This window comes from Nonomuraea sp. B10E15 (genome assembly GCF_039871615.1).
In the GTDB taxonomy this organism is placed as follows: domain Bacteria; phylum Actinomycetota; class Actinomycetes; order Streptosporangiales; family Streptosporangiaceae; genus Nonomuraea.
In genome coordinates, this window is sequence record NZ_JBDPMB010000006.1 from 179,701 (window position 1) to 203,585 (window position 23,885).

Below are 23,885 nucleotides of genomic sequence, written 5' to 3' on the forward strand. Positions count from 1 at the left end.
GACAGAAAAGGCCGCCGGCGCACGTGCTCCCGGCGGCCATGAGATCGGACGCTCTCGCAGGTGGAGAGCTTTGTGGGGCCTTCGCGTGAAACTTCCGCGGCGCACCTCGCCCTCCGTCCAGGAACGCCACGTGAGCCAAAAGGCCGGTCAGCCGGCTTGCCCGTTCGCGGGATCGTCCCTGAGCACCTGGGCGGCTTTCGCGCACGCGGCCAGGGCGGCCCTGGCGTACCTCGGCGTCGCACCCGCGAGCCCGCACGCCGGCGTCAGCACGACCTGCGCCGCCAGCCTGTCGGGCGCGAACCCCAGCCGCCGCCACAACCCCACCGCGGGTTCGGCGACCACGCCAGGGTCGGGCAGCCGGGCATCCCTGCCCGGCACCACGCCCATGAACAGCACCATCCCGGCCTCGAAAAGCTCGCCCAGCGCATCGTCGTCCCTGCGCCGCAGCAGGGCGGCGTCGACGGAGACCCCCCGCACCCCCGCCGACCGCAGCAGGCCGAGAGGCACCGAGGGCGCGCAGCAGTGCACCACGGGGGCGTCGAAGAGCCGCAGCGACTCCTCCACCCGCCATCCCTCCACCGCGGCCAGCCGCCCGAACCCCGAGGCGGTCGGCACCGTGCCGGCCAGCACCCCCGGCAGCCCGGGCTCGTCGAGCTGCAACACGATCTCCGTCACCCCTGGCAGCCGCCGCCGCACCTCCGCGCAGTGGTCGGCGACCCCCTGCGCGAGGGACGCCGTCAGATCGCGTACGGCCCCCGCGTCGGAGAGCATCTTGTCGCCGTGCTTCAGCTCGATCGCGCCGGCCAGCGTCCACGGACCGCACACCTGCAGCTTGAGCGGACCCGAGTAGTCGTGGGCGATCTCCTCCAGCCCGTCGAGATCGCGGCGCATATGGTCGAGGGACCGCTGGTGGTCGCGCCCCGGCCGGTCGCTCAGCCGCCAGCCGGACGGCTGCACCTCGACCGGCAGGTCGACGAGCAGCCCCGCCGTGCGCCCGACCATGTCGGCGCCGACGCCTCGGGCGGGCAGCTCTGGCAGGTAGGGCAGCCCGGGCACCTCGCCGAGGACGACCCTGATCGCCTCGAGATGGTCCTCGCCGGGATGTGAGCCGATCCCGGTGGCTTGCCACGTGGGCACAGTAGACATGGGGACAAGCGTAGGCTCTGCCGTATGAAGATCAGTAAATTCGAGCACGCGTGCGTACGCGTGGAGAAGGACGGCAAGGTCCTGGTCATCGACCCGGGCACGTTCAGCGAGGGCCCCGTTCTGGAGGGCGCGGACGCCGTCCTCATCACCCACGAGCACTTCGACCACGTCGACGTCGGCAAGCTGAGGGCGGCCTCGCCCGACCTGGAGATCTGGACGTGCGAGGCTGTCGCCGCCGAGCTGGCGGACGTGCCGGCCAAGGTGCAGGTCGTACGACATGGCGACGCCTTCGAGACGGCCGGTTTCGGGGTGAAGGTGTTCGGCGAGTGGCACGCGCTGAACCATCCGGACATTCCGATCGTGCAGAACGTCGGCTTCATGCTCGACGACGCGCTCTTCTACCCCGGTGACGCCCTGACCGTGCCCGGGGTGGACGTGCCGACGCTGCTGCTGCCCACCAACGCACCCTGGCTGAAGCTCGTGGAGATGGTCGGATATCTGCGCGATGTGCGCCCGGGACGGGCGTTCTCCACCCATGACGGCCTGATCAACGACAGGGGTCTCGCGGTCGTGGACAACTGGCTCAAGGTGGAGGCCGACAAGCAGGGCGCCGAGATCCGTCGTATGGGGGTCGGCGAGTCGGTCACCCTCAGCTAGCGGAGAGGATCGTCGCCGAGCCGATCACCGTGGCACCGGAATAGAGGACGGCGGCCTGCCCCGCCGCAACTCCCGTGGCCGGGCGGTCGAGGTCGACGCGGAGCCCGCCGCCGGTCTCCTCGAACCGGCAGCCGTAGACCTCTCCGTGGGCGCGCAGCTGCACGGTCAGGTCGTCGAAGCGGGACGGGCCGTTCCAGACCGGGTCGCCGCAGGTGATCGAGGTGACCTCGAGCGCCGCGCGCGGCCCCACCGTGACGGTGTTGGAGACCGGCTCGATCGACAGGACGTAGCGTGGCCTGCCGTCGGGGGCCGGGCGGTCGATGCGCAGGCCCTTGCGCTGGCCGATCGTGAAACCGTGAGCGCCCTGGTGGCTGCCGACGACGGCGCCGCTCTGGTCGACGATGGGCCCCTCCTCCGCGCCGAGCCGCTTCGACAGGAAGCCGCGGGTGTCGCCGTCGGCGATGAAGCAGATGTCGTGGCTGTCGGGCTTGTCGGCGACCATCAGCCCGCGCCGCGCGGCCTCCTCGCGCACCTCGGCCTTGGTCGAGTCGCCCAGGGGGAAGATGGCGTGGCCGAGCTGCTCGCGGGTGAGCACCCCGAGCACGTAGGACTGGTCTTTGCCCTGGTCGGCGCTCCTGGACAGGACACCGTCGGCCAGCCTGGCGTGGTGGCCGGTGGCGACCGCGTCGAAGCCCAGGGCCAGCGCCCGGTCGAGCACCGCGGAGAACTTGATCTTCTCGTTGCAGCGCAGGCACGGGTTGGGCGTGCGGCCAGCGGCGTATTCGGACACGAAGTCCTCGATCACGTCGCGCTGGAACCGCTCTGCCATGTCCCAGATGTAGAAGGGGATGCCGATCACGTCGGCGGCACGCCGCGCGTCGCGAGAGTCCTCGATCGTGCAGCAGCCCCGGGCACCCGTGCGGTGGGATTGGGGGTTGGCCGACAGAGCGAGGTGCACACCAGTGACGTCGTGACCGGCCTCGGCGATCCGAGCGGCGGCCACGGCGGAGTCGACGCCGCCCGACATGGCGGCAAGCACACGCAGTCCCATGACCTTCTCAGCGTACTGTCCGTACGGGAGTGCGCGGCCATGTGCACGATCGGGGCCGGGGTCTGCGAGGATTCAGCGCATGCGACTGTTCGGGCGCAAGGACGAAGAGGAAGAGGCCGGCGGGCAGGACGAGGCCATCGCCGGGTTCTGGACGTGGTGGCAGGAGACCAGGCCGCGGCTCGACTCGCTGGTGGCCGAGGGCGAGGCCGCGGGGCTGGAGGAGTGGCTGGCGCCGGCGGTCGCCGCCGTCCATCCCGAGCTGGTCTGGGAGGTGGCGCCCGGCAAGGAGGCGGCGCACGCCCTCGTGGTGACCGCGGCGGGCGACGCCGAGCTGCGCCCGCTCGCCCACCGCTGGGCCAGGGCCGCGCCGGCCGCCGATCTGCTGTGGGAGTTTCATCCGTCGCGGCAGGCCAATCCGCAGGCGGCGGAGCTCGCCATCGAGGTGGGCGGTTACGCGTTCGCGCTCGACAAGCTGATGCTCGGGCTGCGGGTGCCGCGCAACCAGCCGAGGGTCGACGTGGCCGCCTACCACCCGATCTTCGCCGAGCTCGACGAGGACACCCGGATGGAGGCCACGCTGCTGGCCCTCGACTGGCTGCTCGGCGAGGACGACGTCGCCAGGTGGGTGGGCGAGATCACGCCGGCCACGTTCCAGCCGATCGACGCCGTGGCCGCCATGCACCTGCCGGCCGTGGTCGCCGACGTGGCCTCCGGCTACGCGGAGGAGGAGTGGGTGCTGCTGCAGGGGCAGACCGCGACCGGCGCGCCGCTCGTCGCCACGGTCCGCCACCCGCTGCGCCCCGTCGACCATCCGCTCTGCGACCAGCACATCGCGATCACGCTTCCGTACGCGCATCGCGACGAGAACGGCCTGCCGGTCGACGGCTCGCTGGAGGCGCTGCGCGACTTCGAGGAGCGCCTGGTGGCCCGCCTGCTCAAGCTGGGCGACGACGCGGTGCTGGCCGCCCACCTGAGCACGGAGGGGCACCGGATCATCCACGTCTACGCCGACCCGACCGGCGACGCCGCGATCCACGCCAAGGAGCTGATCGTGGGCTGGGAGGAGGGCGAGCCCCGCGTCGACGTGACCGCCGACCCGGGTTGGACCGCCGCGGCGCCGTTCCTCACCTGACGCCACGGCGGCCGGTCAGCCGAGGCCGGCGCGGCGGGCGCGTTCGACCGCGGCGGGCAGCACTTCGATCAGGCGGTCGACGTCGTCGCGGGTCGAGGTGTGCCCCAGGGTGAACCTGAGCGAGCCGCGCGCCGCCGCCGCGTCGGCCCCCATCGCCAGCAGCACGTGCGACGGCTGGGAGACGCCTGCCGAGCAGGCCGAGCCGGTCGAGCACTCCACGCCCTTGGCGTCGAGCAGCATGAGCAACGCGTCGCCCTCGCAGCCGGGGAAGGAGAAATGCGCGTTGCCCGGCAGCCGCCCCGGTGAAGCCGGAGGGGTCCCTCGCCGTTCGGTCTGGGGGGTTTGCGCGGAGGTCGTCTCGCGTACGTCGGGATCACCGTTGAGCACGACGTCGGGGACGGCCGCGCGTACGCGCTCGATCAGCTCGTCGCGCAGCGACGCCAGGCGGCGCCCCAGAGCCTCCTGCTCCTTGACGGCGGTGCGGACGGCGGCGGCGAGCCCCGCGATGGCGGGGGCGTCGAGCGTGCCGGAGCGCACGTCGCGTTCCTGCCCTCCGCCGTGCTGCACGGAGACCGGCGTCAGCCCTCTGGCCAGCAGCAGCGCGCCGACGCCCATCGGGCCGCCGATCTTGTGGCCGGTCAGCGTGAGCGCGTCGACGCCCGACGCGGCGAACGACACGGGCAGCTGCCCCACCGCCTGGACGGCGTCGGTGTGGAACGGGATGCCGTGCTCGCGGGCGACGGCGGCCAGGGCGTGCACCGGCTGGACGGTGCCGACCTCGTTGTTGGCCCACATGACGCTGACCATGGCCACGCTGTCGGGGTCGCGTTCGATGGCGGCGCGCAGGGTCTCGGCATGGACGCGGCCGTACGCGTCGGCCTCCAGCAGCTCGATCTCCGCGCCCTGGCTGTCGGCCAGCCACTGGGCCGGGTCGAGCACGGCGTGGTGCTCCACGGAGCTGATCAGCACGCGCCTGCGGGGGCGGCGCGCCCAGTAGAGGCCCTTGATGGCGAGGTTGTCGGCCTCGGTGCCGCCCGAGGTGAACACGACCTCGCTGGGCCGCGCCCCGAGCGCGTCGGCGATCGCCTCGCGTGACTCCTCGACCACCCTGCGCATCCGGCGCCCGGCGCCGTGCAGCGAGGAAGCGTTTCCGACCTGTTGGAGTTGAACCGTCATGGCCTCGATCGCTTCGGGCAGCATCGGGGCGGTCGCCGCATGATCAAGATAGGCCGACGGTCTGGTCACGAGTCCAGGGTATCTCGTTTGCTACTGTACCGTCCGGACGGTACAGTAAGCGGCATGCGAAAGGACGAGCTTTTGGACGCGGCGGAGGAGCTCCTCTGCGACCAGGGTTCGACCGCGCTCACCCTGGCCGCGGTGGCGGACCGGGCGGGCGTCAGCAAGGGCGGCCTGCTCTATCACTACGCCTCCAAGGAAGCCCTGATCAAGGGCATGGTGGAGCGCCTGATCGACGACTTCGACGAGCTCATGGCCGCCCAGCCCGACCAGACCTACACCGGTCGATACCTGGGCGCGACCCTGGCCTCCGTACGGTCGGGCAGGTTGCGACGATGGGCGGTCGTCACCGGAGCGTCGGGCAACCTGTTCCTGCTCGCGCCGCTGCGCGAGGCGATGACCCGATGGCATCGCGAGGAGCTGGGCGAGGAGCCCGACCCGGTGGCGGCGCAGATCGTGCGACTGGCGTGTGAGGGGCTCTGGGACGTGGCGAGCCACGATCCGGAGCTCAACACGGAAGACGATCTCCAGGCTCTGGAGGGCCGCCTCAGGGCGCTGCTCAAACCTCCCGCCTGAGCCGTCCTCGGCCGCCCGGCTCCCCGGACGGCCGGCCCTCGCCCGGATCTCCACGCGAAGTCCGAGCCCGGATCTCCCGCGCGAAGCCCCGAACCCGGCCCGCCCGGAACGCCGAGCCGGCCCTCCGCCCGGATCATCCGCCATGATCATCCGGGCGGGCTCCCCGATCCGGCCCTCGCGCGGATCCTTCCGAGCCGCGCCGAACCCCGGCCCCTGCTCACGGTCCCTTCCAGGGCTGATCGAGCCGGGGTCTTCCCCCTGCGGTGAGCGAGCCCGCTCACCCTCCCCTGCCTGGACGCCCGCGCGTCCGGACCGCTGAAGACAACGAACTTTGTGAGAGGTGTGGCCCTATGACCCGCGAGCTGAGGGGCGCCCGTTACGGGGCGGTCCTCACCTTTGTCCTTGCCGGCCTGATGGTGGGCACGATGACCGTGCGCATCCCCGCCCTGACCGACAAGCTGGCCCTGTCCGAGGCCATGGTCGGGACGATCCTGCTGGTGTGGGGCCTGGGCGCCCTGGTGACCATGCAGTCCATGCGGCGCGTCATGGCGCGCGCGGGCAGCAGGGCGGTTCTGCGGATCAGCGGCCCGCTGACGGCACTCAGCCTGGTGGCCGTGGCCCTCGCCCCCGACCTGCCGCTGCTGCTGGCGGCCGTGGCGCTCTTCGGCATGGCCTTCGGCGTCATGGACGTCGCCATGAACGCCCAGGGCTCCGCCGTCGAACGGGCCCACGGCCGGCCGCTGATGAACGGCATGCACGCCGGCTGGTGCGTCGGCGCCATCTCCGCCGGGGCCCTGGGCAGCCTGGCCATCGCCGCCGGTCTGCCGTTCACCGCCAACGTGGCGCTGGTCGGCCTGGTCGCGCTGCCCGTGGCCGTGCTGATCGGCCGTACACACCTGCCCGAGCCCCCGTCCACCGGCACGGAGCCGGCGGGCCGGCGCCGCATGCCGCCGGTCGTCTACCTGCTCGGCGCGATCATGTTCTTCGCGTTCATGGTCGAGGGCACGGTCGCCGACTGGAACGGCCTCTACATGCGTAACGAGCTCGGCGCCCCCGAGGCCCTGGCGGCGCTCGGCTACCCCGTCTTCGAGACCGGCATGCTGGCCGCCCGGCTGACCGGCGACCGCCTGCGGGCCAGGTTCGGGGTGCGCGGCATGCTGACCGTCTCCGGGGTGGCGACGGCCGGGTTCTTCGCGGTCGTGCTGGTCGCGCCCGCGGCGCTGGTGGCGGTGGCGGCGATGTTCTTCGTCGGCCTGGGCGTGGCGACGATCTCGCCTCTGACTCTGTCGCTGGCCGGCACCGCGACGCGCACCCCGGGGCCGGCGATCGCCCAGGCCGGGGCCATGGGGTACGCGGGCCTGCTGCTCGGGCCCGTGGTGATCGGATTCCTGTCGGACGCCACCTCCCTGCGCACCGCGCTCGGCGTCGCGGTCGTCCTGGGCGTGCTGATCGCGCTGGCCTCCCGCCTGCTCCCGCGCGAGGAGCCCGCTCCGGCCACCCCGCTGCCCGTCAGGGAACCCGCCGAAGCCGCCGCCTGAGTGGCAGGCTCGTACGGTGAGCCTTGATCGCAGCGTGCCCTTCGACGTCGAGGCGTACGTGGCCCGGGTGAAGTCGAGCCCCTGCTTCATCTGCGCCATCGTCGCCGGAGACCCCGCCTACACCACCGAGCAGATCGTCTACGAGGACGACCACCACCTGGCCTTCCTGGCCCGCTACCCCACCATGCCCGGCTACCTGCTGGTGAGCCCCAAACGGCACATCGAGCACGTCGTGCGCGACCTCGGCGAGGACGCCTACCTCGAGCTCATGCGGGTGGTCAGGAAGGTGGCGCTGGCCGTGGAGTCGGTGGTGCCGTCGGAGCGGACGTACGTGCTGTCGCTGGGCAGCCAGCAGGGCAACGCCCACCTGCACTGGCACGTGGCCCCGCTCCCGCCCGGCACGCCTTACGACGAGCAGCAGTATCACGCGCTCATGTCGGAGAACGGCACGATCCCGTGGACGCGGGAGCAGGCCGAGGAGCTGGCCGCCCGCCTCAGGAGGGCGCTGGAGTGACTGGGAGTTCTCTGTGGATCCCGGCGGGGGCGCCGCACGCCCGCACGTGGCGGCGCCCCCGCTCACAGAGAACTCACAGATTCGCTCAGAACGCCTCCAACCAGGCACCGCAGGCTGGGTGGCATGATTCAGCTCAACGCACTGACCAAACGCTACGGTGACGTGGCCGCCGTGGACGATCTCACCGTCACCGTACGGCCCGGCCTCGTCACCGGTTTCCTCGGTCCGAACGGCGCGGGCAAGACCACGACCCTGCGCATGATCCTCGGCCTCGACCTGCCCACGTCGGGCTCGGCCACGGTCGACGGCCGCCCGCACCACGAGCTGCCGAGCCCGTTGCGCGTGATCGGGTCGCTGCTGGAGGCGCAGGCCGTGCATCCGCAGCGCACCCCGTACAAGCACCTGCTCTATCTGGCGCAGAGCAACTCCATCCCGGCCGGCCGGGTCACCGAGGTGCTCGACCTGGTCGGGCTCGCCGACGTGGCGGGCAGGAAGGCGGGCGGGTTCTCGCTGGGCATGAGCCAGCGGCTGGGCCTGGCCGCCGCGCTGCTCGGCGACCCGCCGGTGGTGGTGCTCGACGAGCCGGTCAACGGCCTCGATCCCGAAGGGGTCCGGTGGATCCGCGCGCTGATCCGCGCTCTGGCCGCGGAGGGGCGTACGGTGCTGGTCTCCAGCCACCTGATGAGCGAGATGGCGGTGACCGCCGACCGGCTGGTGATCATCGGGAAGGGCCGGCTCATCGCCGAGGGGGAGATCGGGGAGTTCACCGAGACCGGCTCGACCGTGCTCGTGCGTACGCCGGAGGCCGCCGCCTTCTCCCGGCGGCTGGAGTTGTCGGGGGCGCACGTGCAGCCGGGCGACGAGGACGAGCTGCTGGTCACCGGCATGACCGCGCCCGACGTGGGCCGTCTCGCGGCTGCGGAGGGCGTGGCGTTGTTCGAGCTCACCCAGCGGCGGGTGTCTCTCGAGGACACGTTCATGGAGCTCACCCGCGGCAGCGTCGAGTACGGAGCGGCCCGATGATCGATGCCGGGATCCTCAGGGCGGAGTGGACGAAGTTCAGCAGCATCAGGGCCACGATGGTGCTGGCGGCGGCGAGCGTCGCCGTCGCGGCGGCGCTCGGGTGGTTGTTCGGCAACGCCACCGCCGTGGACTACGCGGCGGCCACGGCGCAGGAGCGGCTCGACTTCGAGCCGCTGGAGCAGAGCATGCGCGGGCTGTACATCGTGCAGCTGCTGATCGCGGCGCTGGGCGTGCTGGTCGCCTCGTCGGAGTACGGAGCGGGCACCATGCGGGCCAGCCTGGCCGCCGTGGGCAGGCGCGGCCACCTGCTCGCCGCCAAGGCGGGGCTGACGGTGCTGACCACGTTGCCGGTGAGCGTGGCGGCGGTGTGGCTGATGTACGTGACCAGCCAGAGCACGCTGGCTGCGGGCGGGGCGCCGTACCTGACGCCGGGGCAGCCGGCGGTGCTGCGGATGTTGCTGACCGGGCCGCTCGTGCTGACGGCCCTGGCGTTGTTCGGGCTGGCACTGGGTTTCCTGCTGCGCGGCACGGCCCCCGCCGTCAACGTCAGCACCACCTTCCTGCTGCTCCCCATGCTCGCCTCGGTCGCGCCCGACTTCGTGAGCGGCTTCCTCAGCGTCTACTGGCCCAACGCGGCCGCCTTCGGGGCTGCCCTGGGGACGGCGCCGTTGCCGGCGTGGGCGGGGTTCGGGCTGCCGGCCGGGTTCGTGGCGGCCATGCTGGCCGCGGCGTTCGTACACTTCAGGAGCCACGATGCCTGACCGGCGACGGTAGGAGGTGCGTCACGTGGGCGAACGGCTGCTCGTGGTCGACGACGAGCCGACGGTCAAGGAGTTGTTGTCGGCGACGCTGCGCTTCGCCGGTTTCACCGTGACCTCGGCGGAGACGGGCGCGCAGGCGCTGGAGGCGGCCAGGCGCGATCCGCCCGACCTGGTGCTGCTCGACGTGATGCTGCCCGACCTGGACGGCTTCGAGGTCATCCGCAGGTTACGCGGCCTGCCCAGAGCCGGCGGCCGGCCCGGCCCCGTGCCGGTGTTGTTCCTGACGGCCCGCGACACCGCGGCCGACAAGATCAACGGGCTCCGGCTGGGCGGCGACGACTACGTGACCAAGCCGTTCGACCTGGAGGAGTTGCTGGCCCGCATCAGAGCCATCCTCCGGCGTACGGGCGTGATCGCCGACGACCGCACCCTCGTCGTCGGCGATCTCGAAGTGGATCCCGACGGCCACCAGGTGACCAGGGCGGGGCGGCCCGTACGCCTGTCGCCGACGGAGTTCAGGCTGCTGCACCACCTGGTGCTCAACACGGGGCGGGTGCTGCCGAAACCGGAGATCCTGCAGCAGGTGTGGCGCTACGACTTCGCCGGCGACACCAGCATCGTCGACACCTATGTCAGCTACCTGCGCCGCAAGCTCGACACCGGCGGACCGAAGCTGATCCACACCGTGCACGGCGTCGGCTACGTGCTGCGCGAGCCGAAACGATGATCGGGCGGCTGTCGTTACGCGCCCGGCTGCTGGCCATCGTGGTCGCGCTGCTCGTCGCCGGCCTGGTGGCGATGAGCTCGATCGTGGTGGGGCAGCTGAGACGGCAACTTCTGGGCCGCGTCGACGCGCAGCTCGTCCCTATCAGTCTGGTGATCTCCGCCATCCCGCCCGGCCACGTCGACACGATCCAGCGGGAGCTCGCCGGATCACCGCTCGGCTTCTTGCGGTCCGACCTGGCTGAGCAGGGCATCGAGCGGCTCGATCTGATGTTGAAGGGTCTCGGGCAGCTCGACCTGACCGAGACGGGTTACGCGGTCTACCTGTCGGCCGACGGCGCCGTGACCCGCAAGCTGGGCCAGGCGAGGGGTCCCGGGCCGGCCCGGCTGAACGCCGCCGTCGCGACGGCCCGCGCGGGCGAGCCGTTCACGGTGGCCGGCGCGGACGGCGCGGAGTGGCGGGTGGTGGTGCGGCCGTACGCCGCCGCGGGTGGGGGCGGCTCCTCCACCGTCGTGATGGCCGCGTCGCTCGACGAGACGAACGCGACGGTGGGCAGGGTCAGGCTCGCCTGCCTGGTCGGGGGGTCGATGTTGCTGGCCGTGCTGGCGCTGGCGGGCGGCTTCGCGACCAGGGCGGGGCTCGCCCCGCTGCGCCGCGTGGAGGAGACCGCGGCGGCCATCGCCGGCGGCGACCTGACCAGGCGCGTTCCCGAGCCCGCCGCCCCGAACACGGAGCTCGGGCGGCTGGCGCGCTCGCTCAACACGATGCTCGCCCAGATCGAGCAGGGGGTCGCGGCGAAGGTGGACTCCGAGGCCCGCATGCGCCGGTTCGTCGCGGACGTCAGTCACGAGCTGCGCACCCCGCTGTTCGGCATCAAGGGCTTCTCGGAGTTGTACCGCATGGGCGGCACGGAGGCCGGGCCGGCGCTGGCCCGCATCGAGGCCGAGTCGGGACGGCTGGCCCGGCTGGTGGAGGACCTGCTGCTGCTCGCCGGGCTCGACGAGGCCGACGGCCCCGCGCTCGACCTCACCCCGATGGACCTGCGCACCCTTGCCGCCGACGCCCGGCACGACTTCGCCGCGCTCGACCCGTCCAGGCCCATCGCCTTCACCGGGCCGGACGGAGGGGCGGCGGCGAGCGCTCCCGTGCTGGGCGACGAGGCGCGGCTGCGGCAGGTGGTCAGCAACCTCGTCGGCAACGCCGTCACCCACACGCCTCCGGGCACGCCGGTCAGGATCGGCGTCGGCACAGAGGCGGACACAGAGGCGGGCGCACACGGGGTCGAGGCGGTGCTGGTCATCTCGGACGAGGGTCCCGGGCTGGCGGCCGAGGAGGTGGAGCGGGTGTTCGACCGCTTCTACCGGGCGGACGGCTCGCGGGCGCGGGCGACCGGCGGGGCGGGGCTCGGGCTGGCCATCGTCCGCTCCATCGTCAGCGCCCACGGAGGCCGCGTGGAGGTGCGTTCCGCGCCCGGCGAGGGAGCGGCCTTCCACGTACGTCTCCCCGCCCTGTGCGGGCGGTGATCCCGCGAAAGGGGGCGGCGCCGCGTCGCGCGGCGCCGCCCCCTTGAGCCCTACTTGCGCTTGGTGACCTCTTCAGTGAGCTGCGGGACGACCTGGTGCAGGTCGCCGACGACGCCGTAGTCGGCCAGCTCGAAGATCGGCGCCTCCGGGTCCTTGTTGATCGCGACGATGGTCTTCGCGGTCTGCATGCCCGCCCGGTGCTGGATCGCGCCCGAGATGCCGGCCGCGATGTAGAGCTGCGGCGACACCGTCTTGCCCGTCTGCCCCACCTGGAACTGGTGCGGGTACCAGCCGGCGTCGGTGGCTGCGCGGGAGGCGCCGACGGCGGCGCCGAGCGCGTCGGCCAGGCCCTCGATGACCGAGAAGTTCTCGGCCGAGCCCACGCCGCGCCCGCCGGAGACGACGATCGCGGCCTCCGTCAGCTCGGGCCTGGCGCCCTTCTCCTGCTTGACCCGCTCGACGACGCGGGCCGATCTGGCGGCGTCGGTCAGCGCGACCGCCACCTCCTCCTCGGCTCCGGCGCCCTGGGCGGCCTCGGGAGCGGTGGAGTTGGGGCGTACGGCGACGATGGGCGTGCCCCTGCGCACCCGGGAGTGCACGTTGACGCCGCCGCCGAAGATGGACTGGTCGGCCACGAAGCCCTCGCCCAGGCCCACGGCGTCGGTGATGACGCCGGAGTCGGTCTTGACGGCCAGCCGGCCGACGACCTCCTTGCCTTCGGCCGTGGCGGCCACGAGCACGGCGGCGGGCGACTTGGCGGACACGAGCTGGGCCAGCAGTTCGGCCTTGGGCGCCACCACGTGGTCGACGATGTCGCTCGAACCTGCGACGTAGATCGTCTCCGCGCCGTATTCGGCGAGCCTGGCCTTGGCCTCGGGCGTGATGCCCGGGCCCGCCCAGACGGCCGCGGGGGTGCCCAGCGAGCGGGCCAGGGTCAGCAGCTCCAGCGTGACCTTCTTGACCTCGCCTTCGACCTGCTCGACGAGAACGAGAATTTCCGACATATCAGGTGTTCTCTCCCGTGCTCAGATGAACTTCTTGGAGGCCAGGAACTCGGCGGCCTTCGCGCCGCCGTCGCCCTCGTCCTTGACGATCGTGCCGGCGGCGCGCGGCGGCGCGGCGGCGAAGTCGACGACCTCGGACCAGGCGGCGGCCAGGCCGACCTGGGAGGGATCGATGGAGGCGTCGGCGATGGCCAGCGTCTCGACCGGCTTCTTCTTGGCCGCCATGATGCCCTTGAACGACGGGTAGCGCGGCTCGTTGATCTTCTCGACCACGGACACGACGGCCGGCAGCGTGGCCTCGACCCGGTCGTAGCCGTAGTCGGTGAGGCGCTGGATCGTGATCGACGTGCCGTCGACGTCGACCTTGTTGGCCAGCGTCAGCTGCGCCACGCCGAGGCGCTCCGCCAGCATGGCGGCGAGCACGCCGGTGCGCGCGTCGGTGGACTCGGAGCCCAGGACGACGACATCGAAACCGATCTTGTTGAGCGCCTGCGCCATCGCGTACGACGTGGACAGCGCGTCGGAGCCGTGGAGCGCGTCGTCGCTGAGGTGGACGGCCTTGTCGGCTCCCATGGCCAGCGCCTTGCGGATGGTCTCGGTGGCCTTGCCGGGGCCCATGGTGAGCACGGTCACCTCGCCACCGTGGGCTTCCTTGAGCTTCAGTGCCTCCTCGACCGCGTATTCGTCGAGCTCGTTGACCACGCCGTCGGCGGCGTCGCGGTCGAGCGTGTTGTCATCGGACCGCAGCTTGCGCTCGGTCGCCGTGTCGGGGACCTGCTTCACGCAGACGACGATGTTCATGGCCGGTGGCCGACCTCCCGTGTTCGCGTGCGCCACCGCCTCGCTGCGGTGGGCGCCGAATGCAATGCTGTCCAGACTGCCAGGTGCCCGCCGGGCTCCCGACAGAGGGTGTGCCATGGTCTGGCGTTATGTTACCCATGAGTAGTCGGTGTGCAACCGCCCGGGTGGGGGCGGCCGGCGGAAGGGTCCCGCCGGCACCACCATACCGAACTTCATTCTGTTGCTGCCTCCCACCCCTTCGCGGCGGGGATCACGCCGACAGCAGGAACACGATCCCCACCACCAGGGCCGTGCCCGCGAACAAGGCCAGGGTGAACGTGCTGAACACCGCCGCCAGCCCGAAACAGAGCCCGACCGTGCCCGCCACACTGACCATATCCGTGACGACGCGGCGGCGCCGGTAGAGGGCGCGCGAGAAGAGCGCCACCCCGGCGTCGGACACCACACCCAGCGCGTACGCGGCCAGCAGGAAGAGCGCCACCTCGGGCAGCGTCTCCTGGGCGCCGGCGGCCAGCAGCCCCACGAACAGCCCGGAACCGATCACCCACCGCCTGCGCACCTTCTCCCTGTGCCGCGCCCTCGACTCCTCCACCGAGCGCGGGCGGCGCTCCTTGCCCGGCCGCCACTCCCTCGTGCTCGTGTCGTCGGCGTCCGAACGCGGGCGTGCGGGCTGGGCGAAGGCACGGGGCACGTGGGAGACGGGCGCCACGTCGAGCCTGGCACAGATCTGCGCGGCCGTCGGCCGCGCAGCGGGATCGGTGGACAGGCACTCCGCTAACAGCGGCTCCAGCCAGCCGGGCACGCCCTCCAGGTCGGGCTCGTGGTGCACGACCCGGTAGGCGACCGCCGACGCGGGGCCCTGCCCGTACGGCTGCCGCCCGGTCGCCGCGTAGGCCAGCGTCGCCCCGAAGGAGAACACGTCGGCCTCAGGGCCCGCGTTCTTGCCCTCCAGCACCTCGGGAGCGAGGTAGCCGGGCGTGCCCACCACCGCGCCCGAGGCCGTGACGGACAACGAGTCGAGGGCGCTGGCAATGCCGAAGTCGATGACGACCGGCTCGCCTTCGGCCATCATCACGTTGGCCGGTTTGAGATCGCGGTGCACCACGCCCGACTCGTGCATGGCGAGCAGCGCGTCGGCCAGCCCGCAGGCCAGCCGGCGGAGGTCGGCGACGGGCACGGGCACCGCGCTGAGCGGCCTGCCCTGGACGTAGCGGGTCACCAGGTAGGGGCGGGCGCCCTCAAGGGAGGCGTCCAGCACCTCGGCCACGTGCGGCCCGCCGACCCTGCGCATGGTCTCCACCTCGCGCGCGAGCCTGGCCAGCGCGCCGCCGTCGGCCGCGACATGCGGATGCAGCACCTTGACGGCGACCGTGCGGCCCTCCGCGTCGAGCGCGAGGTGCACCTCGCCGAACCCACCGGCCCCGAGCCGGGAGAGGAGCTCATACGGACCGAGCCTGTCGCCCATACTTCTTCTCTCCCCTCGAGAGCCCGCGGGGACACTCAGTTCCAGGGAGTCAGGAACCCCAGCCCGAGCCCGTCGAGCAAGCTGTCGATCATCCCGGTGATCAGGCCGACCGTGGTCTGCCTGGCGTCGCTCGCCAGGTCCTCGATCACGGTCTCCGGCGCCCGCCACGGTGTCCACACCGCGTCCTGGCCCAGCGCGAACATCACCGCGAACAACGCCGCCGTGCCCATCAGCACGACCGCGACCAGCGCGGCTCCCGGGCTGCGCAGCACGCCGGTGAGCGTGCGGGTGACGGCCTTGCGCGGCGCGCCGCCGCCGGGCAACACGAACAGGCCCGCCGCGAACGCGCCCGCGGCGTACGACGCCGCCACGTTGACGCTCATCTGGCCGACCCAGTGGAGCAGCCCCCAGACGCACACGCCGAACAGCAGCGCCAGCGGCACGTGCACCGCCGACACGAGCGCGGACTTGACCAGCGCCCACGGCGTTCCCACCACCACGAGCCACGGGTCGGCCGCGCTGCTCCCCCGCACCTGGCGCCGCTTGACCAGGTCGCCGAAGAGGTATTCGCCGATGCGCAGCACCAGCACGATCGCCACGGCGATCGCGCCCACCATGACCGGCATCATCACGGTCAGCGCCACCAGGGTGACGAGCATGAGCAGCCCCACGAACTGGCTGCCGAAAAGATATTTCTTCCGCTCGGACGGCGGGGTGTACTTCCGCGGCTCGGGCGGCGGCGTGTAGGGCCTGGCCTGCGCCGGAGCGGTGGGCCGTGGCGCGGCGTAGCCCGCCACGTGCTGGTCGGCACGCGGCACGGGGGGCCTGGCCGAGACCGGCGCGGGCACGTAGGGCGGTGGCCGCTCGTCACGCCGTGGCGGCGCCTCCTCACGCCGCTGGGGCACCGGTGGCGCGCCGTAGTCGACCGGCGGCAGCAGATCGGAGAACGTGTCCATGGTCCGGGTGCGGTCGCCCATGCGCTTGGTGCCCGTGGGGCCGTCGAACGAGGCTTCGTTGAACGCGGTCACCGACGGGTCGAGCGCCTTGGCCATCCGCAGCAGCTCGTGCGCGTCGGGCCGGGCTGACGGGTCGACCTGCAGCGCGCGGGTGAGCCAGCCGCGCAGCCACGCGGGCGCCTTGTCGATCTGCGCCCGCCCTTCCATGATGTTGAAGCAGACCGCCTCGAACGTGCCCGTGCCGAAAGGCGGCGCCCCCGTCGCGGCGAAGAACACCGTCGAGGCCATCGCGTGCACGTCGGCCGCCTGGGTGATCTCGGAGTCGCGGATGATCTCGGGCGCGAGATAGCCGGGCGTGCCGACGAACATGCCGGTCTGGGTGAGCCTGGTGGCGTTCACCAGGTGGGCGATGCCGAAGTCGATGACCAGCGGCTCGCCGTCGACGAGCATCACGTTGGACGGCTTGAAGTCGCGGTGGATCACGTCGGCCGCGTGGATGGCCACCAGCGCCCTGCACAGCCCCTGGGCGAGCCTGATGAGGTCGCGTGCCTCCAGGGGGCCCTCGGCCAGGACGGTGTCCTCCAGCGTGCGGCCGGGCGCGAAGCGGGTGACGACATAGGGCTGGCCGCCGACGAGTTCGGCGTCGATCACCTCGGCCACGTGCGGGCTGCGCACCCGGCGCATGGTCTCGACCTCGCGGGTCAGCCGGTCGCGTGCCTTGAGGTCGGCGGCCACGTGCGGATGGAGCACCTTGATCGCGACCTCGCGGCCGTCACCGTCGAGACCGAGGTGGACGACCCCCATCCCGCCTTCGCCGATCTTCCTGACCAGCCGGTAAGGGCCGAGGCGCTCTGGTGCCTGGGTGTTCATCGCCACCTTCCCCGCGTCATCCTCCTGAATTCCCCCTCAGACTTTCGAGCTGCTTGACCACTGGATCGACGTTCAGCGGAGTCCATACGGCCCCCCTTGGCTTGTCCCCGAACGTGCCGTAAGCGAGGATCAGCGAGAGCGCGGCGCCTGCCGCGAGCACTCCGGCCATCACCATCGCCGCTGTTCTCGAGGGTACGAGCGATGAGAGCGTTCTGCGCATCTGCCTGCCTGGCCCTTCCACCCCCGGACCCGCGCAGACGGTCCACAGGGCGATCGCGGCGCCCCACGCCAGGGCGTAGGACGGTTCCATCCTGGCGACCACGGTGAGCAACAACGTCACCGGCAATCCCAGGATGACGGCATAAAGCAGCAGAGCGAGCGTGATGCCCGCCGATTTGGCGAGTTCTTTGGGGTAGGAGAGCACCCTGACGACGTCGAGCGCCGCCGCGCCCGCGGCACGGCGCGCCATCAGCGCGGGCTGCGCCAGGTCGGCCGCCCGCAGCAACACCGCGACCGGGATCGCGAGGACCGCCACCAGCACGGGCGCGAGCACGGCCGCCACGATCATGAGGACGAGCAGCATGGCGCTCGCCACGCCGTAGGCCCTGGAACGCTGCAGCACGTTGCCAGGGGACACGGCCGGGATGAAGGGCTCACGCTTCGTGGGGCCGGGCTGGTAGTGCTGCTGCGCCGGGATGTAGGGCGGCGGCTGCGCCGGCGTCGGCGCCGGCCTGGCGTAGTCGTGGCCGGGCCCGGACCGGCCAGGACCTGCCGCTCCGCTGGGCCCTCCAGCGGGCCCTCCAGCGGGACCCGTACCGGGCCTGGCGTCGGCGGGCGAGCCGGCGGCGAGCCTGCGAAACTCGGGAGAGTCGGGCCGCACCCGCCTGGTGGGCACGTCGGCCTCGCCCGGCGGCGCGTTGTGGGCGCCCGGCTGCGCCTGCCAGGGCTGCGACGCCCCGCTCTCACGCTGGATCCTGCGCAGCTCCTCCGGCGACACCCTGCGGGTCGGCCAGGGGTCGGGCTGGTTGGGCAGGAGCGAGACGTACTGCTGATCCTGCGGTGGCGGGGTGACCGGGTGGTCCTGGCTCTCGAGCAGCCGCCGCGGCGTCACCGGCGGCGTGGACACGTCGTGGGGCGGCTTGTCGGCCGCGGGCCGCGGGACCGGAAGGCCGGCCGGCGACGTGCCGGGCCGCGGCACGGTGGACAGCTCGTCGGGCGCGCCGCCCCGCGGCGGCTGGGGCATCATCCTGGCGGTCTGCTCGGCCAGGTCGGCCGCCTTGGGGCGCTTGGCCGGATTGCGCTGGAAAGCCGCCTTGAGCAGCGGCTGCAACGTCGCCGGGGCCGCGCTGATGTCGGCCTTGCCCGCCGTGATGTTGTAGAAGACCATCTCCAGCGTGCCCTTGCCGAAGGGCGGCTGGCCGGTCGCGGCGTACAGCAGCGTGCCCGCCCACGCGTGGATGTCGACCTCGGGGCCGGCCTCCTGGCCCTCGATGATCTCTGGCGCGAGATAGCCGGGGGTGCCGATGAACATGCCGGTCTGCGTCAGCCGGGTCGCGTCGACCGCCTGCGCGATGCCGAAGTCGATCAGCACGGGCTCGCCGTCGAGGATCAGCACGTTGCCCGGCTTGAGGTCGCGGTGGATCACCCCCACCGAGTGCACGACGGCCAGCGCCGAGGCCACCCCGTGCGCGACCTTGACCAGCGCGGGCAGGTCGAGCGGCCCGTCGTCCTTGACGATCTCGTCGAGGGGACGGCCGGGCACGTAGCGGGTGACGATGTAGGGGCGACGCCCGGTCACGTCGGCGTCGAGCACCTCGGCGATGTAGTTGCTCCGCACCCTGCGCATGGTCTCGACCTCGCGCGAAAGCCGCCGCCTGGCGACCTCGTCGCCGGCGACCTCCCCGCGCAGGACCTTGACCGCCACCTGGCGCCCCTGCGGGTCGGCGGCGAGGTGGACAACGCCCATCCCGCCTTCACCGAGCCGCCTGAGCAACCGGTAAGGGCCAAGTCGGTCATCGTTCATGGCATGAAGCACCATATCGGCTTAGTCACCGCCCACGAGATGAACCATGAGGCCACATTCCCACTCGTACAACGTCCGGAAAGGGCTCATCGGTTTCCCATCCAACGGTCTCGAATCGGCTTCGGTTTCTGTCAGCCGGCCAGCGAGAGAACCTCGGCCCCCTTCAGCCCGGCCAGCCCTGCCCCGGAGACGGCCAGCTTCGACCTGCGCACACCGCTTCCGATCACCACCCTCGGGTGCTCCGCGACGTGCGTGTCCACGAGGATCGGCCAGTCATCCGGCAGCCCCAGTGGCGTGATGCCGCCGTATTCCATGCCGGTCAGCTCGACCGCGTCGGCCATCGGCGCGAAACTCGCCTTCCTGGCGTCGAGATGCCTGCGCACGACGCCGTTCACGTCCGCCCGCATCGTCGCGAGCACCATGCATGCGGCGTAGCGGATCTCACCGCCTCGTCTGGCGGCCACGACCACGCAGTTGGCCGACTCGTCGAGGCGCACGGCGTAGCGCTCGCAGAACGCCGTCGTGTCGGCCAGATCGGGGTCGATCTCGGCCACCTCGGCATCCTCCACGTGCGGAACGGCCCGCGCCACCGGATCGGCCAGGAGGTCGATCCGTTCGGTCGCGGGCACCCAGTGCAAGCTCATCCCATCTCCTCGATCGCTTCTCCTTGGACCCTAACCCGGGCGTCGGAGCAGCGTGCGACGTCACGGGGACTGCAGCACCCGCTGGTGCAGCAGCGTGACGGCGCCGCGGGCGGACTCCATGGCCCCCGCCTGCCAGGCGATCAGATGGGTGAGCCAGTCGCCCGCGAAGTAAACCCTTCCGGCGGGGCGTTGCAGAAAAGTGAAGGACGAATCAAAGGACGGCCAGCGCACCCAGCCGCCCTGGATGTGCTCCTGACGCTCCCACGCGATGGAGACGCTGGACAGGAGGTTCTGGCGGTACTTCTCGCCGTGGATCTTCTTGCCCTGGGTGAGCGCCCTGCGCCTGCGGTCGTCGGGGGTGAGGGCCCCGTACAGCTCGGCGTCGCGCTCGGCGTTGTAGTAGCCGACCAGGAGGCCGCGTTCGGCGTGGTAGTCGTGGGACGGATACCAGATGTGGGTGATGTCGAGGTCCGTCTCCGTCACGCCGCCGTAGATGTGGTCGTCCAGCTCCCACCAGCGCCGGCCGTACTCCAGGCCGATCTTTCCCGCGGCGACCGGGACGGGCGCCTTGAGCGCCGTGGTGACCTGGGCTCCGAGATTGTGCGGGATCTTGGCGAGGATGTGCGGCGGGAGGGCGGCGATGCAGTAGTCGGCCTTGACGCTGCCGCCGGTCCAGACGACCTCGACGCCGTCGTCCAGCGAGGTGATCTTGGTGACCTTGGCGCCGGTCGTGATGTTGTCCTCGCCCACCGCCTCCACCAGCCTGGTGACGATCGCGTCCATGCCGCCGACGGGCTGGAACATGGGGGTGGCCTGGTCGAAGCCGAAGTTGTTGGTGATGGCGCGGCCGGTGCCCGCGGCGAGGATCTCGTGGAGGGAGCCGGGGGCGTCCAGGAGGACACCACCATCTATTGCCGGAAATTTCGTGAAACCGCGGCGCGACGAGCCTTCATATTCCAGCCGCGGGCCCAGGTCACCGAACCTTCTGAGGAAATCGAGCAGGCGTTCCTGGTCGTCCTTGGTGATGGCCTTATCCAGCGCACCGACATTTGTGGCTTTCGCCAGCATTTCCGCGACATATCCATACATGTCGGCTCGGGCGGTCCGTGCCCGCATCGTCCGCCCGTTGGTGTGCACGTACGCGGCGGCGTTGTCGTTGATGAAGGTCTCGATCGGGATGCCCAGCTCGCGACAGTAGTCGAGGGTCACCATCCACGGCGCGATCCTGGCGGGGCCCGCGTTGAAGTAGACGCCCTCGCCGAGCGTCACCTCCTGCGCCGGGCCGTTCAGCTCGCTGAGGCGGTCGCCGCCGCGCAGCGTGAGGTTCCGCCCGCCGGCCTTCTCCCTGGCCTCCAGCAGCGTGCAGTCGTAACCGGCCTTGCCCAGCTCGTACGCCGCCGTCAGCCCCGCCACCCCCGCGCCGATGATCACGACCCTGGCCGTGCCCTTGCCGCGCAGGGTGAAGTCGCCCGGCCTGGGCGCCACGTAGTCCTTGGACTGCTCCGAGGGCGCCAGCCCCAACGCGCCCATGGCCGCGTACATGGCGCCCGCGCCGCCCACCGCGCCGATCCCGACGAGCAGCCCGCGCCGGGTCAGCGCCGCGCCTTCCACGTCACCCGCCCCCTACACCCGGTCCCGGGCGTTCACCGTCATCCCCACGCCCTGTCACCCGTACGGTCCGCTGCCGCAGGCGACCTGGCCGCCGATGGTGGCGAAGATGCCGAACAGCGCCATGATCTGGGTGAAGTCGTCGGTGGTGAACTCGGTGTGACGCGACCCCGCGGACTTCACACCGGGGATGAGCGCCACAGCGGCGGCGATGGCGGTGGAGTTCCACTCCACCCCAAGCGTGTACGGCGCCGCCACCTCATACGGCGTGAAGTCGCTCAACCTGCCGAGCGCCCGCGCCGTGGCCTCACGGATCCTTGCCTGGGCGACGCTCGGCGGCAGCAGCTCGGCCGAGAACTTGTCGATCCCCTTCTTCACCGCGACCGTCTCGACGTCGCCGAGCAGCGCGCGTGCCTCCTCGCCGACGGCCTCGTCCCCCGTCACCACCGCCACCGGCACCCCGTGGAACCCGGCGCACGCGGCGACGAGCCGGGTCTCCCCGCACAGCTCGCCGTTGAGGTGGACGTTCTGGATCTCCTTGCCCATCCAGGTGTGGTTCAGCACGCCGTCCTGCACGCCGGCGCGGGCGTGGTAGCCCACGAAGCAGGCGGCCTGGAACGACCCGTCGAGCCCCTGCGCCATCCGCTGTGCCTTGCCCGGTCCACGGATGAGACTGGCCCGGGGATCGAGCAGGTCGATCCGGAGGTTCTTGGTGGACCCGTGGGCGTCGTTGACCAGCACGCTCGCCGCCCCGGCGTCGAACGCGCCCTCGACGGCGGCGTTGGCGTCGGCGGTCATCAGCTCGCAGCCGCGCTCGTAGCCGCGTTTGCCCGCGTGCATCTCCTCGGGGTCCGTCAGCCCCGTCACGCCCTCCATGTCCACCGACAGATAGACCTTCACGTGCCCTGCTCCTTCATCGCTCCAAGCCCGCCCGGTGTTCAGGCGCCCCAAGTCTCCACCCGGCGCACCTCATCCTCCGTCATGAGCCCCACGTTCGCCTCGATGTACGCGGCCGCCTCGGGCCGCCACGGGGCAGGGATCTCGTCGAGGGCCGGCGGGTAGCAGTGGTCCAGCCAGCTCGTGGACTCCTCCGTGGCGTCGAAGTAGTCGAGCACCCCGGCGAAGAGGGTGTGCTCGATCCCGGGGACGCGCGCCAGCCCGTACTCGACCATCTCCTGGCCGCCGTAGGGCGGCTTCTTGAGCCACGGCTGTGCGGCGCGGTGCCTGGCGGTCATGGGGGTGTCGAGCGGCCGGCGCTCGACGGCGGCCTGGATGAGCTCCTTGTAGAGGCACTTGCCGCAGTTACGGCACGGCCCGTCGGTGCCGCGCAGGCACCAGCGCACGTACTTCTTCAGATCGGAGTCGAGGGCCAGGCGCATGGTGACCGCCTCGCTCACGCCCCCCACGGGCAGCACGATGTGCACGCCCGCCGCCGCGAATAATTTGCCCCATCTGCCGTTCGGCGCCCACATGGGGTTGTCCGGCGTGTAGCGCAACACGTAGCGATCCCCGCCGAGCCAGCGTGAACCGAGTTCATAGCCGAAGGCCAGGCCGCCGAGGTTCAGCTGGTCGGCCAGGAGCAGCGCGCCCACCGCCACCGCGTGGTGCTCCGGATAGCCGGGACGCGGCTCGGCGAGGGTGTACTCCAGGTCGGAGGTGGCCGTGGACAGCTCGCGGCCCGTCCGCTCGGCGAGCCTGGCCAGCACGTCGGACCGGTAGTGGGGCCAGCGGTTGGGGACCCGCCGGTGCGGCACGCGCCGGAAGTGCACGAACGGCGCCTCCGGATACATGGCGGCCGCCGCGACGGAGTCCGCGCCGCCGCTGTACGAGATCGCGAGCCTGGCCCCCGGCCGGCGCGGCTCCGCCCCCACGGGGCCCGCCTCGATCCCCCAGCCGGCGTGCAGGGCCTCGGCCAGCTCCGCCGACACGGCCCGGTCGAAGGAGACGCGCCGGCGGGTCCACGGCGCCACGACCGTCCAGGCGGCGAGGGCGAAGAGGTCGGGGTGGGCGTCGTCGGGGACGCCTCCGACGGAGCAGGAGTTGGTGGCGAGCTTGATGGGGTGCTCGTCGGACGCCTTGCCGGTGATCTCGTCGTCCGGGTCGAGGCGGAACGTCAGCTCCGCGCCGGTCCAGGTCACGCGCACGGCTGCTCCTCGGAACGCCCCCGTGCCGGCTCGTCCGCCCGGTCCGCCGCGCGGGCGTCTCCCCCGGGCAGGCGGGTACGCAGGTCGTCGATGGCCTGCCAGACGAGGACCTCGTTCTGCAGCACGCCGTCCAGCGCCTTGGCCGTCTCCTGGGCGAGCCGGTGGGCGTCGTCGGCCTTGCCGCCGAGCTTGTCGATCTTGCTGTCGACCGTGCCGCCGCCGGCCGACGGCGGGCGCGCGTTCCGCAGCCGCTCGACCTCGCCCTGGAGGGTCGCCATCTCGCGCCGCAGGGTCTGGACCTCCCAGAGCGCGTCCCTGATGTCCTGGCGATGATCGGCGATGGAGATGTAACGGGAGTCGAACCACGTACGCACGGCTTTGCGCAGCCGGACAGGGACGGGAACGCGCATCATGAAACGCCACGATAGTGGCAATCCACAGCCCGGACGGACGAAGCAACCGAGGGGTTATCAGAGCCCCCCGAAAGCT

General features: G+C 71.8%; 22 protein-coding genes. 9 read left to right on the forward strand and 13 right to left on the reverse strand.

Annotated elements, in window-relative coordinates; translation table 11 throughout:
- Positions 1-147: 147 nt before the first annotated feature.
- Positions 148-1,146 (reverse strand): methionine synthase, encoded by a 999-nt coding sequence (locus ABGB14_RS20575; RefSeq protein ID WP_347645410.1) that lies wholly within the window; start codon positions 1,144-1,146, stop codon positions 148-150.
- Between the two features lie 24 nt (positions 1,147-1,170).
- On the opposite strand from ABGB14_RS20575, the gene ABGB14_RS20580 reads away from it, so the two are divergent.
- Complete coding sequence (locus ABGB14_RS20580) at positions 1,171-1,803, forward strand: MBL fold metallo-hydrolase (protein WP_347645412.1); 633 nt, start codon at positions 1,171-1,173, stop codon at positions 1,801-1,803.
- Here the strand turns inward: ABGB14_RS20580 and mnmA are convergent.
- Positions 1,796-2,854 carry a tRNA 2-thiouridine(34) synthase MnmA gene (gene mnmA / locus ABGB14_RS20585; protein ID WP_347645414.1) on the reverse strand — a complete coding sequence of 353 codons (1,059 nt, stop codon included), beginning with the start codon at positions 2,852-2,854 and terminating at the stop codon, positions 1,796-1,798. The two genes, ABGB14_RS20580 and mnmA, sit on opposite strands and share 8 nt — an antisense overlap.
- A 79-nt stretch (positions 2,855-2,933) precedes the next feature.
- On the opposite strand from mnmA, the gene ABGB14_RS20590 reads away from it, so the two are divergent.
- On the forward strand, positions 2,934-3,986 hold the full coding sequence (locus tag ABGB14_RS20590; protein ID WP_347645416.1) for a DUF695 domain-containing protein: 1,053 nt from the start codon (positions 2,934-2,936) through the stop codon (positions 3,984-3,986).
- Positions 3,987-4,001: 15 nt separating this feature from the next.
- On the opposite strand, the gene ABGB14_RS20595 is transcribed toward ABGB14_RS20590, so the two are convergent.
- On the reverse strand, positions 4,002-5,231 hold the full coding sequence (locus ABGB14_RS20595; RefSeq protein WP_347645417.1) for a cysteine desulfurase family protein: 1,230 nt from the start codon (positions 5,229-5,231) through the stop codon (positions 4,002-4,004).
- A gap of 54 nt (positions 5,232-5,285) precedes the next feature.
- On the opposite strand from ABGB14_RS20595, the gene ABGB14_RS20600 reads away from it, so the two are divergent.
- From ABGB14_RS20600 to ABGB14_RS20630, 7 genes are all read left to right on the forward strand, one after another.
- Positions 5,286-5,798 (forward strand): TetR/AcrR family transcriptional regulator, encoded by a 513-nt coding sequence (locus ABGB14_RS20600; protein ID WP_347618462.1) that lies wholly within the window; start codon positions 5,286-5,288, stop codon positions 5,796-5,798.
- A gap of 350 nt (positions 5,799-6,148) precedes the next feature.
- Entirely contained in the window at positions 6,149-7,336 is a 1,188-nt protein-coding gene (locus ABGB14_RS20605) for an MFS transporter (RefSeq protein WP_347645418.1), read from the forward strand.
- Between the two features lie 16 nt (positions 7,337-7,352).
- Positions 7,353-7,850, forward strand: a complete 498-nt coding sequence (locus ABGB14_RS20610; protein ID WP_347645419.1) for an HIT family protein — start codon at positions 7,353-7,355, stop codon at positions 7,848-7,850.
- Between the two features lie 123 nt (positions 7,851-7,973).
- A complete protein-coding gene (locus ABGB14_RS20615) occupies positions 7,974-8,873 on the forward strand; it encodes an ATP-binding cassette domain-containing protein (RefSeq protein ID WP_347645420.1) in 900 nt (299 codons plus the stop codon).
- Entirely contained in the window at positions 8,870-9,634 is a 765-nt protein-coding gene (locus ABGB14_RS20620; RefSeq protein ID WP_347645421.1) for a hypothetical protein, read from the forward strand. Before ABGB14_RS20615 ends, ABGB14_RS20620 begins: the two co-directional genes overlap by 4 nt.
- A 25-nt stretch (positions 9,635-9,659) precedes the next feature.
- On the forward strand, positions 9,660-10,361 hold the full coding sequence (locus ABGB14_RS20625; protein ID WP_347645422.1) for a response regulator transcription factor: 702 nt from the start codon (positions 9,660-9,662) through the stop codon (positions 10,359-10,361).
- A complete protein-coding gene (locus ABGB14_RS20630; protein WP_347645423.1) occupies positions 10,358-11,881 on the forward strand; it encodes an ATP-binding protein in 1,524 nt (507 codons plus the stop codon). Before ABGB14_RS20625 ends, ABGB14_RS20630 begins: the two co-directional genes overlap by 4 nt.
- 50 nt (positions 11,882-11,931) lie before the next feature.
- On the opposite strand, the gene ABGB14_RS20635 is transcribed toward ABGB14_RS20630, so the two are convergent.
- From ABGB14_RS20635 to ABGB14_RS20680, 10 genes are all read right to left on the reverse strand, one after another.
- The gene (locus tag ABGB14_RS20635; RefSeq protein WP_347645424.1) at positions 11,932-12,885 is read right to left on the reverse strand and encodes an electron transfer flavoprotein subunit alpha/FixB family protein; all 954 of its coding nucleotides are present in this window, start codon (positions 12,883-12,885) and stop codon (positions 11,932-11,934) included.
- 21 nt (positions 12,886-12,906) lie between these two features.
- Complete coding sequence (locus ABGB14_RS20640; protein WP_347645425.1) at positions 12,907-13,686, reverse strand: electron transfer flavoprotein subunit beta/FixA family protein; 780 nt, start codon at positions 13,684-13,686, stop codon at positions 12,907-12,909.
- Positions 13,687-13,936: 250 nt separating this feature from the next.
- The gene (locus ABGB14_RS20645) at positions 13,937-15,151 is read right to left on the reverse strand and encodes a serine/threonine-protein kinase (protein WP_347645426.1); all 1,215 of its coding nucleotides are present in this window, start codon (positions 15,149-15,151) and stop codon (positions 13,937-13,939) included.
- Positions 15,152-15,186: 35 nt separating this feature from the next.
- Positions 15,187-16,977, reverse strand: a complete 1,791-nt coding sequence (locus ABGB14_RS20650) for a protein kinase (protein WP_347645427.1) — start codon at positions 16,975-16,977, stop codon at positions 15,187-15,189.
- Between the two features lie 16 nt (positions 16,978-16,993).
- Positions 16,994-19,000: a protein kinase gene (locus ABGB14_RS20655; protein ID WP_347645428.1), complete on the reverse strand. Its 2,007-nt coding sequence runs from the start codon at positions 18,998-19,000 to the stop codon at positions 16,994-16,996.
- Positions 19,001-19,131: 131 nt separating this feature from the next.
- Positions 19,132-19,644 (reverse strand): YbaK/EbsC family protein, encoded by a 513-nt coding sequence (locus ABGB14_RS20660; protein WP_347645429.1) that lies wholly within the window; start codon positions 19,642-19,644, stop codon positions 19,132-19,134.
- A gap of 60 nt (positions 19,645-19,704) precedes the next feature.
- Complete coding sequence (locus tag ABGB14_RS20665) at positions 19,705-21,255, reverse strand: FAD-dependent oxidoreductase (protein ID WP_347645430.1); 1,551 nt, start codon at positions 21,253-21,255, stop codon at positions 19,705-19,707.
- Between the two features lie 54 nt (positions 21,256-21,309).
- Positions 21,310-22,152, reverse strand: a complete 843-nt coding sequence (locus ABGB14_RS20670; RefSeq protein ID WP_347645431.1) for a M55 family metallopeptidase — start codon at positions 22,150-22,152, stop codon at positions 21,310-21,312.
- A gap of 38 nt (positions 22,153-22,190) precedes the next feature.
- Positions 22,191-23,396, reverse strand: coding sequence for a DUF6395 domain-containing protein (locus ABGB14_RS20675; RefSeq protein WP_347645432.1), 1,206 nt, complete (start codon positions 23,394-23,396; stop codon positions 22,191-22,193).
- A complete protein-coding gene (locus tag ABGB14_RS20680; RefSeq protein WP_347645433.1) occupies positions 23,387-23,809 on the reverse strand; it encodes a hypothetical protein in 423 nt (140 codons plus the stop codon). The genes ABGB14_RS20675 and ABGB14_RS20680 overlap by 10 nt, the downstream gene beginning before the upstream one ends.
- Positions 23,810-23,885: the final 76 nt, after the last annotated feature.

What these genes read in the sequence shown, in the direction of transcription:
- ABGB14_RS20605 (WP_347645418.1), top strand. Translation starts at nt 6,149, where the DNA reads ATGACCCGCGAGCTGAGGGGCGCCCGTTACGGGGCGGTCCTCACCTTT.
- ABGB14_RS20655 (WP_347645428.1), bottom strand. Translation starts at nt 19,000, where the DNA reads ATGAACGATGACCGACTTGGCCCTTACCGGTTGCTCAGGCGGCTCGGT.
- ABGB14_RS20635 (WP_347645424.1), bottom strand. Translation starts at nt 12,885, where the DNA reads ATGTCGGAAATTCTCGTTCTCGTCGAGCAGGTCGAAGGCGAGGTCAAG.
- ABGB14_RS20645 (WP_347645426.1), bottom strand. Translation starts at nt 15,151, where the DNA reads ATGGGCGACAGGCTCGGTCCGTATGAGCTCCTCTCCCGGCTCGGGGCC.
- ABGB14_RS20680 (WP_347645433.1), bottom strand. Translation starts at nt 23,809, where the DNA reads ATGATGCGCGTTCCCGTCCCTGTCCGGCTGCGCAAAGCCGTGCGTACG.
- ABGB14_RS20650 (WP_347645427.1), bottom strand. Translation starts at nt 16,977, where the DNA reads ATGAACACCCAGGCACCAGAGCGCCTCGGCCCTTACCGGCTGGTCAGG.
- ABGB14_RS20630 (WP_347645423.1), top strand. Translation starts at nt 10,358, where the DNA reads ATGATCGGGCGGCTGTCGTTACGCGCCCGGCTGCTGGCCATCGTGGTC.
- mnmA (WP_347645414.1), bottom strand. Translation starts at nt 2,854, where the DNA reads ATGGGACTGCGTGTGCTTGCCGCCATGTCGGGCGGCGTCGACTCCGCC.
- ABGB14_RS20640 (WP_347645425.1), bottom strand. Translation starts at nt 13,686, where the DNA reads ATGAACATCGTCGTCTGCGTGAAGCAGGTCCCCGACACGGCGACCGAG.
- ABGB14_RS20660 (WP_347645429.1), bottom strand. Translation starts at nt 19,644, where the DNA reads ATGAGCTTGCACTGGGTGCCCGCGACCGAACGGATCGACCTCCTGGCC.
- ABGB14_RS20580 (WP_347645412.1), top strand. Translation starts at nt 1,171, where the DNA reads ATGAAGATCAGTAAATTCGAGCACGCGTGCGTACGCGTGGAGAAGGAC.
- ABGB14_RS20590 (WP_347645416.1), top strand. Translation starts at nt 2,934, where the DNA reads ATGCGACTGTTCGGGCGCAAGGACGAAGAGGAAGAGGCCGGCGGGCAG.
- ABGB14_RS20615 (WP_347645420.1), top strand. Translation starts at nt 7,974, where the DNA reads ATGATTCAGCTCAACGCACTGACCAAACGCTACGGTGACGTGGCCGCC.
- ABGB14_RS20600 (WP_347618462.1), top strand. Translation starts at nt 5,286, where the DNA reads ATGCGAAAGGACGAGCTTTTGGACGCGGCGGAGGAGCTCCTCTGCGAC.
- ABGB14_RS20620 (WP_347645421.1), top strand. Translation starts at nt 8,870, where the DNA reads ATGATCGATGCCGGGATCCTCAGGGCGGAGTGGACGAAGTTCAGCAGC.
- ABGB14_RS20575 (WP_347645410.1), bottom strand. Translation starts at nt 1,146, where the DNA reads ATGTCTACTGTGCCCACGTGGCAAGCCACCGGGATCGGCTCACATCCC.